Genomic DNA, 13,307 nt, shown 5'->3' with positions numbered 1-13,307 from the left:
TTGGTGGCTGTAGTCGGGTTCAGTATGGGCATGGGAGGGGCAAATTATGAGAAAACGGAAAGGGGCGGTTCGATGATCTTGTTCTGCGAATATGTCATACCGGAGGAATGCCGCGAGGAGTTTCTGGCCTGGGTCGGCGCCGATCCGGAGCGGTGGAAGGGCGCCGAGCTTGCGGAGAACGTCGGGCAGCCCGGCGTGTTCGTGGAGCTTCGAAGGGCGGCCGGAGAGGAAGAAGCGGAGCGAATGCAAAAAGAACGCCGCGAAGGACGTTCCTGGAGAGTGATGGAGAAATGGGTGAAGGGAGGCAGGGAAGGGGTGCGGATTTGGACGTTTCGGCCGATTAACGCGAACGGGTGCTGCCCATCGATCCGAACGGAAGGGAATACGTAAGCGGCTCGTCGAACGTGACATAATCGAGGTTGAGCGTCAGCAGAAGGAAGCGGCGTCCCGTGACCGGATCGCTGATGATGATATGGTCGCGTCCGGCCGCTTCGATCACGCCCTTGAATATTTTCGCGTTCCATTCGCTGTTGTTCTCGTACGTCATGTAGAAGGTGCCGACTTTGCCGAGGTTCATCCGCAAAATATTTTCGACATAAGACTCTTCCTTCGGAAGCGGAGGGAACGTCATTCCGCTGGGCGTCACAATCGAGCCGCTCGTCGCCGGCGGGGGCGTCATCGTCGTTGCCTGGGCAACCGGGAAGACATTGCCCGTTACCATCTGGGGCATCATCGGGACAGCCGTGGCGAACGGGCTCGACTGCAAAGTTCCGGCCGGCATCTGGGCGTTCGTCGGAACGCCCCCGAATGACGCGGGATTAACCTGGGCTTGCGGCCATTGCACATTGTTGTACAAAAGGGAAACCTCCTTAAATAACGGCTTGCGCCTTAGTAAACATTCGGACAATCCTGCGGGGACGGCGCGTAGAAGCAGTGGGCTTTGTACCGGCCGGTGTTCGTTTGATTATACCAGGTGGGAGGGCAATCGTCGGAAGGACGGAAAAACCACAGCGCGTTCGAGGCGGGCCAAAACTTTTCGCCGTTAATGACCCTTCGGGCGAGCGCGATTTCCGACTCCCGCGCCCTCTGATAGAAGTACGGCTTCTGAACCGACTCGAAGCCCCCCGGAGACTGGTACACCATGTCGCTCATCGAGCGGATGTTCCGAAAATCGAGACAGTTGGCCAAAATCCGGTTGATGCCGACGTTGCCCACCAGGAGCATGCCTAAGTTGCCCTCTCCTTCCGCTTCGGCGCGCAGAAGGCGAGCGAGCAGCCTAACGTCCGCGCTGCTTGCTTTTACAACGGCCATAAGGCGGTATTCTTCCCTTCATCTTCATCCCGCTTGGTCTCGATCGGCGCCCGGCTGATGGCGAGGGGTGCTGGGCGATTGTCGCAATACAGTCTATTGCGCCCGCCCGGAATGTGTGACTGTATCGGCCGTCATAGCCGCTTCGGATTCGGTGCTTGTCCGGAGGCGGTGGCGATTTGATGAACTCGGAAGCGCGAACATTGTCAACGGTCGAAGATTTGGGGTATCATCTAATCATGACAACCGGTAAGGCTGCTTTTTTTTGGTTCGTTTAAAGGAGGAACACCGTGTTTAAAGATCTTGTGGCCCTCACCAAGCCGGGCATCATCCGCTTGAATTTGTTTGCGGCGTTCGGCGGTTTCTGGGTCGCTTCCCGTTGGCAGATCGACTGGCCGCTGCTTGTCTGGATGCTGCTCGGATCGACGCTGACGATGGCTTCGGCCTGCGTGTTCAATAATTATTTCGATCGCGATTTCGATACGAAGATGGCCCGCACGCAGAACAGGGCACTGCCCCAAGGCCGGTTGCGGCCTTCTTTTGTGCTCGGCTACGCTATTGTGCTTGGCATTTTGGGACTGGGCTGCCTGTTCGTCATGGTCAATCCGCTTTGCGGCTGGCTCGGCGTGCTCGGCTTTTTCGTTTATGTCGTCGTTTATACGCTGTGGCTGAAGCGCAATTCGACCTGGAGCACGTCCGTCGGCGGCGTCTCCGGGGCGATGCCGCCCGTCATCGGGTATTGCGCGGTCACGAACGAGGTGGACGCCGGCGCCTGGATTCTGTTCGCGCTGCTGTTCCTGTGGCAGCCTCCGCACTTCTGGTCGCTCGCCATCCGCCGGGTGGAAGAATACCGGGCTGCCGGCTACCCGGTGCTGCCTGTCGTCAAAGGCGTGCTGCGGACGAAAATTCAAATGGTTCCGTATATCGCGCTGCTGCTCGTCGCCTCCGTTCTGCTTTACACCGAAGGGTATGTCGGCGAGGTGTTTCTCGTCCTGTCCATCGTCATTCTCGCTTGCTGGGTGCTCCACGCGCTGTCCGGCTTCCGGACGGCGAACACCGAGAAGTGGGCGAAGACGGACTTCCTGTTCTCCGTCAATTATTTGATGGTCATGTTTATCGCGATGATTCTCGATACGAATGGAGTGTAACGCAGGCCATGTCCATGAACGAAGAAGAACGCCCGGCGGCGGCCGGAACGGCTCCCCAAGGGGGAGGTGCGAAGCGGCCGTTTGCGAAGCGCTACGCCTTCCCGATCACGCTGCTGGCGATATGCGTCGTGCTGGCGGGATTTCTGATCTGGAATTCCGCGTCGAACCGAACGGGCAAGCTGCCGGATCAGGGAGCGGCCGCGGATTTTACTTACAACGATATAGAGGGCAATCCGGTTACGTTCAGCGATTCCAACGGCAAAGTGCGGCTGGTCTATTTCTTCTATTCCAATTGTCCGGACGTTTGTCCGCCAACCACCTTCATGGTGTCCCAAGTGCAGGACAAGCTGAAGGAGGAAGGCATATTCGGCAGCAAGGTCGAGTTTTTCTCCGTGACGATCGATCCGGAGCGGGATACGCCCGAAGCGCTGAAGACGTTCTCCTCCAAGTTCCACGCCGACTATACGGGCTGGAAGTTTCTGCGCGGGGACGAGAAGGAGACGGCGGAGCTGGCGAAGAAGTATCAGCTGCTCGTCACCAAAGACAAGGACGGCAATTTCGGCCACATGAACCTGATCGTCCTGGTCGACAAGAAGGGACGCATGCGGGACTTCATCTCGCCGGCTGCGAACGGCAATCCTGGCGACTACGACGCCGACGCGCTGCTGCAGGAAATCAAGAGTCTTCTGTAGAGGGCGCGAGCTTGAACGCGAAAAGAGCAGACTCCTTAGGTCCGTATGGACTTGAGGGGTCTGCTCTTTTTTTGAATTCCGGAAACGCTTCGCTTCCGTCGGCGGCCAACGCAGAGAAGCCTTTTTTATTCAGGAAACACCGAAGAAGGAGGCGGGTAAACGATATAATCTTCCAACCCCGCCTTCTCCAGCTGTTGGATCAAATATTCCTCCGGCGTGCCTTCGACCCCGTTGTAGCCGCGCCGCGTGTAAATATGCTCCGCGTCGGGGAATACGTCCCGGAGGACGCCCCGGATCCGGCGGCCGGAAGCGTCGGGATCGGTGAAGAGATACACCTGGCGGTTGCCGACCGCCTTGCGGAGCGCTTCGATCTTATCCGTATTCAGCGTGCCGAACGTGCAGTGAATCGCGATTTCGGAGGAGAGCAGGCGGGCCAGGCGGCTTTTGTCGTTTTTGCCTTCGACGATAATGGCGATAGCGGATTCCATGTCCCTTGCTCCTCCTTGGCTGCGGCGGTTGCGGCAATTGCGCTGCGTATATTGTGATAACTCTATTGTACCACACTCGCGTCCGCGGGATCAGCCGCCGCTCGGGAAGCCGGGCCCGGCTTCCCGACGGAAGGCCGGCCGGCCTCCGTCCGAACGGGCCTGTCCCGGCGGCGCCTAACCGCGCAAGAGCGCGCCCGGGACGCGCTCTTGCCGGGAAGCGGCAGCGCGGCTATTTACCAAAGGCTAAGGATAATCACGAGCAGCAAAAACAGCACGAGCACGAACAAAGCCGCCACTCCGCCACCGTGTTTGACGATCGGAGCCAATCGGCATCACCCCGCTTCGGAAGCCCGGTTTGAGGCCCGCTCCGGCCTGATTCGATCCGCGCGGACCTATCCGCATCCTATGCGAATGTCCCGGCCCCGACCTGTGCGCTTGCCCAGACCGCCCGGGCGGCGAAGGGGGACAAACCGGCCAAGCCGTGGGCGCGCATCCCCCGCGAAGGCGCAGTCCGAGGTTCAATGGCCGGCCGCCGGAGGCGTGTCGGCACTGCCGTCCCAGCCTTTGGCGTAGATGGCCCGGGGCATGAGCACGGTCAGCGCGGCCATCAGCACGGCGAAGGAGAGGAAGAAGGGCGACAGACGGTCGCGAACGGCTCCCGCGGCGACAGGCCCGAGAAACGCGCCGACGGACGAGGCGATCGACATGAAGGAGAACGTTCGGCCGAACCGGGAAGGTCCGCTAAGCTGGAGCAGGAAGGAGGTCATCGCGGGGAACACGATCCCTTTGGCCATGCCGACGACGAACAGCAGCGCCATCATCGGAACCGGCCATCCCGCCGCCAATCCGTAATAGGCGAGCGCCATGAGCAGAACCCCGGCGACGCTTCGCGCATAAGGCAAATACCGCTGCAGGAACAGCATTCCGAGCGTGGAGAGCGCTCCGAGGCTGACGATGGAGAAGAGCAGGCCGGTCGTCATCAATTCGTCCGAGGAGGTCGCCCGAAGCGGCAGTTCGAACGCCAGAATGCCTTGCGCGCACGAGATCGAGACCGGCAGCAGGAAGACGGTCCAGGGGAACTTCTCGGGAGAAGCAGGCGCTTGGACCGGATCCGGCAGAGGCGCCGTCTTCGGCGCGGCGGCGCGGGAGACGCCGCCCGAGCCGGAGCCCTCTTCGGCGGCCGTCTGCGGCAACTCGGGCTCCCGGACGAACCATAGCGACGAGACGCCGGTCGCGAGCAGGATCCAGCCGAGGATGGCGAACGATTCCGTAAATCCGATTTTCGCGGCCAGCCAGGCGCCGGCAGCCGGCGACACAACCGAAGCGATCGTATGGACGAGCCCGTTGCCGGCCATGAGCTTCCCTTGGTGAAAATGGTTTTTGGCGAGCCGGGCGAGCAGCGACAAGCAAGCGGGAGAGAGGAACGCCAGCACGAATCCGCTCGCGGAGCGGATGTACAGCAGATGCCAGGGATCGGTGACGCGCGACTGGAGCAGCAGCAGGATGCCGGCGCCCGCCAGGCTCGCCGCGATGAAGAGGCGGCTCCCGAAGCGGTCGACGCCGTAACCGGCGAGCAGATTGCCGGGCAGATGGGTGAGCGAGTACATGCCCATGACCAGACCGATGAAGGACGGAGCCGCGCCGAGCGAGATGGCGAACGGGGTGAGCATCGGATACTGGGCATGGAGATCGAAGAACGCGACGAACAGGAACAAGTAAAGCCAAATAGCCGTTCTCATCGGCTGCGCACCTCCGGTTCGACGGGCCGTTCGCGATCCGGAGGACGGCCTGTCAGGTCTATCCTACTTGTACGTCGAACGAGCCGGGGATATGCCCGAACGTTTCGCGTTCGCGGCGTCGGGGGAAACCAGGCTTTTATCCGGCGATCCGAAGATCCCGCAAGCAATTGGCGGAAGAAGCGGTCCGTCAGATGGAGGAGACCGCGAAGTCGATCGGCTTGACGTTGGAAGAACGATGGGCGTTGGCCCGGGAGAAGGAGTGAGTCCGCATGAACGGCGATTGGACGGTTAAAGCGGGAATGCCGGCGATCCGGTGTACGGACGTCAAGGTGACGTACAGGAAGAAAAAGGTGCTGGACCGCGTAACCTTTGAGGTGGAAGCGGGCTGTCTGGCTGGCTTGCTCGGCCCGAACGGAACCGGCAAGTCGGCGCTTCTCCGCTTGTTGGCGGGGTTGCTCGCTCCCGACGAGGGGCGAATCGAATTGTTCGGGCGAACCGCCGGAACGGACCGCCTGTCCGAAGTTTCCTTTCTGCCGGACCGGGGGCAGCTTCCCGCGCATCTGACGGCGGGGGAATGGCTCGACTTCGCGTCGCGGATTTATCCGGACTGGAGCCCGGCCCGGGAGGAAGAGCTGACGTCGAAGCTGGGCGTGGACCGGGAGAAGCGGATCGCCACGATGTCCCGCGGCGAGGAAGCCCGGCTGCAACTGCTCACCTGCCTGTCGCGGCAGGCGCCGCTCATTATGCTGGACGAACCGTTTACCGGCGTCGATCTGATCTCGCGGGAGCGTATCGCTTCCGCCGTCGTCGGGGACATGGCGGACGGGAACCGGACGTTCCTGATCGCGACGCACGACATCCGGGAGATGGAGCAATTGTTCGACCGCATCGAGCTGATCGGAGACGGCGCGGTCAAAGGCTCCTACGAAGTGGAGTCGCTCCGCCTGGCCGGCCGGTCCGTCGAATCCTGCTACAGGGAAGGTATTTGTTTACGCGATGATCAGCTGGCTGGCTTCCGTCTTGCTGTACCGCGGTCTGCTCGTCTTCGTTCCGCGTTACGGGTTGCCGTATTTGGCCCGCCGCCGGGCGCCGGGCGCTGCGACCAGGGACCGGCGGCAGCGAAAGGCCCGCTTTCGCGCAAAGGGAACCGGCTTCGCCGCGCTGTTCGCGTTGGAGCGTTCGGTGCGTATCGTTTTCGGCGCCTTGCTTGCGCTGTTGGCCGTCGGGGCTTACTTCGCTTCCGGTACCCGGGAAGGCTTGATCCAAATGCTGATCGTGACCACCCTCCATCAGAACGAAGCGAACAAACGGAGGATGGCGTGGTGGCTCTGCTTTCCGTACGGCCGGGGAACGCTGCTGCGGGCGCGCTTTGCCGCCGTGTGGTCCGTCTGTCTGCTCGCTCTTGCGTCCTTCCTGCTCGCGATCGCGGCCAGAGCTGCCGCGCGTGCGCTGATGAATGGCCTGCCTGAACTGGTGTAGCGCAAAGAAGGCCTCGTCACGCTGTTTATCGCCGCAACGTTTATGGCCAGCGGGCTTATGCTCAGCTGCCTCATGCTCGCCCAGCCGTACACTTTTCGCAGCAGGATATTCGTTTGGAGTCAACCAGTGGGTCCTCACCGACCGGCTGCGAAGCGAAGGGGTCGGCCCCGTCCACTGGGGGTGGCTGGCGGCGGCGCAGGTAAAATCTAGACCTTCGTCCGGTTTTACTCGCGATAAAAAGGTAAAGTATAATAGAGTAGGGATATTCGTATAGCTATGGGGGAGATGCAATGAACCTTGATTTCGAGGCCTGGAAGCAGTTCGCCATCGATCATTGGATCGTTATCGCCGTTGCGATCGTCGCGCTGGTGATTATCGTAAACGTGGTCAAAACGCTGATGAAATGGGTGCTCGTCGCGGCCATCGTCATCGGCGTGATGGTCTACGGGGGATATAGCGTCAACGATTTGAAGGAAGTCGGCAGCAAGGTGTCTTCGGCTCTTCTGGACGAAGCCATAACGGCCATGGCCGGGGAGGCCAAAGAGGCGAAGTATACGTTGAACGACGACGGGACGTACACCGTAACGACCAAAAATATTGCGCTGTCGGGCGTTCCGAATTCCGGCGAAGTGAAGATAACCTATCGCGGCGTGACGTTCCCGGCAGTGCCGCTAGAAGGCGCGGTGCGCGAATTCGTCGTGCAGGCGCGGGAAGCTTCAAAATGATCTCGCTGGACACCAATCTGGTCACCCTGGCGCTGCTGGCCGTCGTCGCGGTGTCCTTGCTGCAGGGCGTTTGGAGAGGGGCGACCGGTTCCGCGCAGCGGCTGTTCCTGTTCGTGGCGGGAGCGGCGATAACGATCGCGTCGGTCGCGCTGGCGGCATGGGCGGCATCCGCCGCTTCGCCGGGCGTGCAGGAATGGCTCGTCCGGCAAAATTGGCTGCAGCCGAAGGCGGACGCGTCCGCCTTCATTCAGTTTGCCTACACGGCATACGCGGGACTTCGCGACATGCCGCTGCTCCGCTTCGCCGTGCTGTTCCTGATCGCCTACACCGTGCTTCGGGCCGTCCTCGGGACGGTCGGCTCGCTGCTGATCCGGTTCGGAGCGATACCGTTCGGACTCGTGCCGTCGGGCGGCCCGGTAAGCCGCCTGTTCGGCGGAATCATCGGGGCGGCGCTCGGCTGCGGGCGCGCGCTGCTGCTGACCGCCGTGCTGTTCAGCTACTGCGCGCTGTTCCCTTCGGCGCCTTACGTCGATTACGTGGCCGATTCCAGCCTGTACCGGGAAGCCGCGGCGCGCATCATCGAACCGGCCGCCGGCCGGCTCATCGAGGAGCGGCTGCCCGTCTTCGCCAAGAAGATGCAGGGCGAGCTTGACCAGCTGTGGCAGAAGCGCTACGACGTCATCGATGCCGACTTGCCTTCCGATATCGTGCTCGCGGCCGAGCAAATAACCGAAGGGAAGAAGACCGCGGAGGAAAAAGCGCGCGCCTTATACAACTGGGTGGGCACGAGAATCGTCTATGATTATGACAAAGTGACGGCGTACGAGGAGAGAGGCGAGTGGCACGAACAGACGCCGGAGGACACGTTCCGCACCCGCAAAGGCGTCTGCATCGATTATGCCCGCCTGTACGCGGCGATGGCCCGTTCCGTCGGCCTCGAAGTCCGCGTCGTGACCGGCATCGGCTACGATGGTATGGGGGGGTCCGGACCGCACGCGTGGAACGAGGTCTATTTGCCGGAGAAGCAGGCGTGGGTGCCGCTCGATCCGACCTGGGCCAAAGCCGGCGATTGGTTCGATCCGCCGAATTTCCAAGCTACGCACGTCCGGCAAGCCTGACGGCTGTGCCATGAATGAAAGCATCAGGAGGAACGGCATGTGAGCAACGACAGCACGGAAGAAGCGCAGAAGAGGGAGTTGCGCAACCGCCGCCACTTCAGCTTCCGCTTGAACTTGTTCTTTTTCGTTACCTTTTTCGTTTTTTCGCTTCTTCTCGTAAGGCTTGCTTACCTTCAGTTCGTGCAAGGACCGACGCTCAAGGAGAAGGAGCACCAGATCGGCACGCGAGACGTGTCGATCCCGCCGATCCGGGGCAACATTTACGATTCGACCGGCCAACCGATCGCCTATTCCACTTCGACGCAGTCGCTCTACTATACGCTGGAGCCGGGAACGAAGGAGGAAGAAGGACGGGCGCTGGCCGAGAAGCTCGTCAAAGTCTTCGACGAATACGGCGACAAGACGAAGCCGCCGCTTACCGCGGAGGACGTATTCGACGACATGGACTTCGGCGGCAAGGTGCACCTTCCGTTCCAGCAGCGCCGGATCAAATCCGGCCTGACGGAGAAGGAGATCGCGTATTTCAGCGAGCACCGGGACGAGTTCAAGGGCATCGACATCGTCGAGGAGAGTATCCGGCAGTACAGCCCGGACAAAGTGGCCGTGCAGCTGGTCGGCTATATGAAGCAGTTGCAGGGGGCGACCTCTCTGAATAAATACAAGAACATCAACGAAGGCCAGACGGATCCGACGCTGAAATATTTGGATTCCGAGGAAGTCGGCTTCGACGGCATCGAGCTGATGTACCAGGATGTGCTGAGGGGCCGCAACGGACTGAAGACGTATCCGGTCAACAACGAGAGCCGCATTATCGGACCGATGGAGCTGACCAAGCCGGTCAAAGGGGACAATCTGTACCTGACGATCAACAAGCAGGTTCAACTGGCGACCCAGAACGCGATCATGAGCCATCTGGAGAAAATCCGCACCTCCAGCAACAAGGCCGAGCGGGCGCCGAACGCCAGAACGGGCTACGCGGTCGCGATGGAGGTCAAGACCGGCAAAGTCGTCGCCATGGCGAGCATGCCCGATTACGACCCGAACTTGTGGCAGGGCGGCATCAGCTCCAAGGAATACGACGCCGTCAAGTATTACATGGGCAACGGCGCGATCCGCGAGGTTCAGGCTCCGTACGCCGACGACAAAGAACGGCTGAAGCACCCGTCCTCGCTCGTCAACCTGGGCTCGACGCAGAAGCCGCTCACGATTCTGCTCGGCTTGAACGAGAAGCTGATTACCCCGGAATCTTCCTTCTATGACCCTGGCTATTTCCAATTCGGGCGCAAGGGGTACGAGACGAGGGTGCGAAACTCCAAGAGCGAAGCCAACGGCTGGCTGACGCCTTCGAAGGCGATCGCCAAATCGTCCAACGCCTTCATGGCGGGGATGGTGGGCAATGCGCTGTACTTGCGCGACGGCAGCGACGGGCTGGACGTCTGGGACAAATACATGAAGGAATTCGGGCTCGGCGTTACGACCGGCAGCGGCTTGCCCGGCGAGTCCAAAGGCTCGATCAACTACTACATCGAAGCCAAGCGGGGAAGCGCGCAATCCGCTCTCATCTACGCTTCCTTCGGGCAGCAAGGGCGCTATACCGCATTGCAGCTGGCGCAATATGCGACGACGCTGGCGAGCCACGGCACGCGCTTGAAGCCGCAATTCGTGGATCATATCGAAGATGCGGAGGGCAATCTCGTGCAGTCCTATCACAAGGAAGTGCTGAACACGGTCAGCTTCCCGAAAACGTATTGGGACACGATCGAGAAAGGGATGTCCCAGGTTAAAGTCCAAGGCTTCGACGGGTTCCCGTACAACTTCTACCGGAAGACCGGGACGTCCGAGCAGGACGTCGGCGGCGGCCGCGTCGAGAACGCGGTGTTCATCGCGTACGCGCCCGCCGAGGATCCCAAGCTCGCCGTTGCCGTCGTCGTTCCGGAAGGCGGCTTCGGGGGCTGGGGCGCGGCTCCGATCGCCCGCAAAATTTTCGACGCATACGACGAAGCGGTCGGCTTGACCGACGCCGGTCCGCGCAAAGCATCCGGCACTTCGGCGTCGGATAGCTCTGCGGCGACTCAGCCGGTGCAGCAGGACGACCAAGCGGCGGCGAATAACGCCGCAAGCGCACAATAAGGCAAGACAAGAGAGGTTCTCCGACCCGTGCGGAGGGCCGTTTTTTTTGCGGGCCCACTTGGAACAGGTTTCCTCCCCCATCCATAAATGGTAGAATGAAATGGAGGAATGTGGAAGCTGCGGCGAACGGACCGGAAGCGGGGGAGCAGAGTGAGCGAGTCGAATTCGGAAGAAGCGCAGAAGAGGGAAATTCGCATCCGGAGGCATTTCAGCTTCCGGCTGAACCTGTTTTTTTTCCTGACGTTCGGGCTATTCTCCTTGCTGATTGTGCGGCTGGCGTATTTGCAATTCGTCGAAGCGGCGGCGCTGAAGGACCAGAAGAACAGCCTCGGCACAGCGGGTGTGTCCATTCCTCCGATCCGGGGCAACATTTATGACTCGGAAGGCAACCGGATCGCCTATTCGACATCGACTCAATCCCTTTATTACACGCTGGCGACGGGAACGAAGCCGGAAGAGGGGCGGGCTCTCGCGGCGCGATTGGTGCAGGCGTTCAACTTGTACGGAGACGCTTCCGTTCCCGCCCTGACGGCGGAGGAAGTGTTCGAGAAAATGGATTTCAAGGGGCGCGTCCATTACCCGTTCCAGCAGCGGCGGATCAAGACGGGCCTGACGCAGAAGGAAATCGCCTATTTCAGCGAGCATCGCGACGAGTTTAAAGGCATCGACATCGTGGAGGAGAGCATCCGCCAATATGCCCCGGACCGGGTTGCGGTTCAATTGGTCGGGTATATGAACAAGATGAAGGGCGCCAAAGAGAACCTGGCCTTCTACAAGAATATCAACAAGAATCAGGACGATCCCGCGCTTAAATATCTCGACTCGGAGGAGGTCGGCTACGACGGCCTCGAACTGATGTACCAGAATGAGCTTCGGGGGCGGAACGGCTATAAGACCTATCAGGTCAACAACCAGAGCATGATTGTCGGGGATGCGAAGCTGACGAAACCGGTGAAGGGGCAAAATTTGTACTTGACGATCAACCGGCACGTCCAATTGACGGCGCAGCAAGCGATTATGGATCAGATCCAAAGCATCCGGCAATCGACGGCCAAGCAGGAGAAGGACGCGCAGCCGACGACCGGCTACGCCGTGGCGATGGAAGTGGACACCGGCAAGGTGGTCGCCATGGCCAGCATGCCGGATTACGATCCGAACGTCTGGCAAGGCGGCATCGATTCGGCGACGTTCGCGCAAATTATGCCGTTCATGGAGAACGGAACGATCAAGGAGGTTTATCCGCCCTACGACGATCCGAAGGAACGGGCGCAGCATCCGACGTCGCTCGTGCCGCTCGGTTCGACGCAGAAGCCGCTGACGATTCTGGTCGGCCTAAGCGAGAAGCTGATTACGCCGACGACGACGTGGAACGATCCCGGCTATTTCCCGTTCGGAGCCAAGGGACACGAGACGGAAGTCCAGAACGCGAGCCGGGCTGCGAACGGGACGCTGACGCCGACGCGGGCGATCGCCAAGTCGTCCAACGCGTTCATGGCGGCCAACGTGGGGGACGCGCTGTTTAAGCGCGACCGCAGCAAGGGCGTCGACGTTTGGGACAGCTATATGAAGCGGTTCGGACTCGGCGTGAAAACCGGCAGCGGGCTGCCGAAGGAGAGCGCCGGCACGATCGAGTATTTCCACGAGGCGAAGGCGGGCAGCGCGCAATCGGCGCTCATCTACGCGTCGTTCGGCCAACAGGGGAAGTACACGACGCTTCAGCTTGCGCAGTATGCCTCCATGCTGGCCAACCGCGGGAAGCGGATGCAGCCGCAGTTCGTCGATCATCGGACGGATGCGGACGGCAACGTCGTCGCCACGTTCCAGCCGGTCGTGCTGGGAACCGTCGACTTCCCGAACGTCTACTGGGAGACGATCGAGAAGGGGATGGATCAGGTTCCGGTTCAGGGGTTCGAGGGCGTCCAATACAGTTTTCGGAGGAAAACGGGAACGTCCCAGCAGCAGGGAGTCGGGAAGCGAAAGTTTGTGGAGAACGCGGTGTTTATCGCCTATGCGCCCGCGGAGAAGCCGAAGCTCGCGGTGGCGGTCGTCGTGCCGGACGGCGGCTACGGCGGCTGGGGAGCTGCGCCCATCGCGCGCAAAATTTTCGACGCTTACGACGCGACGGTCGGACTGACCGCTGCGGGACCCCGGGCTCCATGACGGCATCGTACAATAGGGCTTGCTGAACGAACAAAAAATCCTTATTCCACAAGGGATTTGAGCTACTTTTGTCGAATTTATCTGCAAGGAAAACATAGAAAATTGGCAAAAAACCTTGCAGATGGAGTGAGCGAACGTGTTCGTGCCGAATCGGGATATGGCAGATCTGTTGGAAAATTTCTACTTACCCTTTGGCGGGAAGCTTAATCCTGGGAATCGCTGGGTACAGCTTGCCGCACTCATCCCTTGGGATAAAGTGGAAGAGAAATACTTCCAATCCTTCTCATCGATCGGCATCGGTCAAAAAGCATATTCGGTTC

General features: G+C 60.5%; 12 protein-coding genes and 1 pseudogene. 9 read left to right on the top strand and 4 right to left on the bottom strand.

Translation table 11 applies throughout. The features are described 5' to 3' along the window. Positions 1-72 precede the first annotated feature (72 nt). Positions 73-390 carry a hypothetical protein gene (locus tag G485_RS25640; RefSeq protein WP_035155321.1) on the top strand — a complete coding sequence of 106 codons (318 nt, stop codon included), beginning with the start codon at positions 73-75 and terminating at the stop codon, positions 388-390. On the opposite strand, the gene gerQ is transcribed toward G485_RS25640, so the two are convergent. Further along, complete coding sequence (gene gerQ / locus G485_RS25635) at positions 341-856, bottom strand: spore coat protein GerQ (RefSeq protein WP_420805737.1); 516 nt, start codon at positions 854-856, stop codon at positions 341-343. The genes G485_RS25640 and gerQ overlap by 50 nt on opposite strands. A 32-nt stretch (positions 857-888) precedes the next feature. After that, positions 889-1,311 (bottom strand): cell wall hydrolase, encoded by a 423-nt coding sequence (locus G485_RS0108295; RefSeq protein ID WP_027092182.1) that lies wholly within the window; start codon positions 1,309-1,311, stop codon positions 889-891. 287 nt (positions 1,312-1,598) lie between these two features. On the opposite strand from G485_RS0108295, the gene cyoE reads away from it, so the two are divergent. After that, positions 1,599-2,456: a heme o synthase gene (gene cyoE / locus G485_RS0108290; RefSeq protein ID WP_027092181.1), complete on the top strand. Its 858-nt coding sequence runs from the start codon at positions 1,599-1,601 to the stop codon at positions 2,454-2,456. Positions 2,457-2,464: 8 nt separating this feature from the next. Beyond that, positions 2,465-3,148: an SCO family protein gene (locus G485_RS0108285; protein WP_051318111.1), complete on the top strand. Its 684-nt coding sequence runs from the start codon at positions 2,465-2,467 to the stop codon at positions 3,146-3,148. Between the two features lie 125 nt (positions 3,149-3,273). On the opposite strand, the gene G485_RS0108280 is transcribed toward G485_RS0108285, so the two are convergent. After that, positions 3,274-3,636: a ribonuclease M5 gene (locus G485_RS0108280; protein WP_027092179.1), complete on the bottom strand. Its 363-nt coding sequence runs from the start codon at positions 3,634-3,636 to the stop codon at positions 3,274-3,276. A gap of 518 nt (positions 3,637-4,154) precedes the next feature. Next, a complete protein-coding gene (locus G485_RS0108270; RefSeq protein WP_027092178.1) occupies positions 4,155-5,375 on the bottom strand; it encodes an MFS transporter in 1,221 nt (406 codons plus the stop codon). A 269-nt stretch (positions 5,376-5,644) separates the two neighbouring features. Here G485_RS0108270 and G485_RS28885 point away from each other — a divergent pair, with 269 nt between their 5' ends. From G485_RS28885 to G485_RS25615, 6 genes and pseudogenes are all read left to right on the top strand, one after another. Then, positions 5,645-6,844, top strand: coding sequence for an ATP-binding cassette domain-containing protein (locus G485_RS28885; RefSeq protein ID WP_240489097.1), 1,200 nt, complete (start codon positions 5,645-5,647; stop codon positions 6,842-6,844). A gap of 300 nt (positions 6,845-7,144) precedes the next feature. After that, positions 7,145-7,579: a hypothetical protein gene (locus G485_RS0108255; RefSeq protein ID WP_027092177.1), complete on the top strand. Its 435-nt coding sequence runs from the start codon at positions 7,145-7,147 to the stop codon at positions 7,577-7,579. Next, a complete protein-coding gene (locus tag G485_RS0108250) occupies positions 7,576-8,697 on the top strand; it encodes a transglutaminase domain-containing protein (protein ID WP_027092176.1) in 1,122 nt (373 codons plus the stop codon). Before G485_RS0108255 ends, G485_RS0108250 begins: the two co-directional genes overlap by 4 nt. A gap of 39 nt (positions 8,698-8,736) precedes the next feature. Further along, positions 8,737-10,827, top strand: a complete 2,091-nt coding sequence (locus tag G485_RS25625; RefSeq protein ID WP_084423206.1) for a peptidoglycan D,D-transpeptidase FtsI family protein — start codon at positions 8,737-8,739, stop codon at positions 10,825-10,827. Positions 10,828-10,935: 108 nt separating this feature from the next. After that, positions 10,936-12,987: a peptidoglycan D,D-transpeptidase FtsI family protein gene (locus tag G485_RS25620; protein WP_051318110.1), complete on the top strand. Its 2,052-nt coding sequence runs from the start codon at positions 10,936-10,938 to the stop codon at positions 12,985-12,987. 157 nt (positions 12,988-13,144) lie between these two features. Further along, positions 13,145-13,307, top strand: a pseudogene (locus G485_RS25615) (IS5/IS1182 family transposase); the annotation flags it as partial.

The sequence above is a fragment of the Cohnella thermotolerans DSM 17683 genome (assembly GCF_000429825.1).
In the GTDB taxonomy this organism is placed as follows: domain Bacteria; phylum Bacillota; class Bacilli; order Paenibacillales; family Paenibacillaceae; genus Cohnella; species Cohnella thermotolerans.
The sequence above is the reverse complement of the archived record's forward strand: the minus strand, read 5'-3'. Positions and strand labels throughout refer to the sequence as shown.